Raw genomic sequence first — 455 nt, 5'->3', positions numbered from 1 at the left:
AGGGGGTCGAGGCCGACCGCGTCGTCGTCGGCGGGCGCCGGCGCTCCCCGACCGGGAAGGCCGTCTTCGGCAGCGCGGCCCAGGAGGTCATGCTCTCGGCGCCGTGTCCGGTGACGTTCGTCCGCGAGACCGCCTCGTAACGCCGTTTCGCGCCGGCGCGCTTCTTTACCCCCGCTCGACCGCCCGAAGCGTCCCGCTTAAGTGAGACGGGGTCGCGCTTACACCCGATGTACTACGTGGGCGTCGATCTCGGGGCGACGAACGTCCGAGCGGTCGTCGGCGACGAGACCGCGGCCGTCCTCGGCGCCGCGTCGCGAGGCACCCCGCGAGGACCGAACGGCATCGCCGTCACCGAGGCCGTCTTGGAGGTGGTCCGGGGAGCCTGTACCGACGCGGGGATCGCGCCGAACGAGGCGGTCGCGGCCGGGATCGGATCGATCGGCCCGCTCGACCTG

At 73.2% G+C, this 455-nt stretch carries 1 protein-coding gene and 1 pseudogene; both read left to right on the top strand.

The genetic code is table 11. The annotated features are described in order from the left end of the window. Positions 1–140 (top strand): universal stress protein (locus D3D02_RS19710; RefSeq protein ID WP_147435794.1); only part of this gene is annotated, 140 nt, incomplete at its 5' end. Positions 141–227: 87 nt separating this feature from the next. Continuing rightward, positions 228–455, top strand: a pseudogene (locus D3D02_RS19705) (ROK family protein); the annotation flags it as partial.

Origin of the sequence: Halobellus sp. Atlit-38R (assembly GCF_003665925.1) — an archaeon.
In the GTDB taxonomy this organism is placed as follows: Archaea; Halobacteriota; Halobacteria; order Halobacteriales; family Haloferacaceae; genus Haloquadratum; species Haloquadratum inordinatus.
This window is presented reverse-complemented; position numbering and strand designations above follow the sequence as displayed.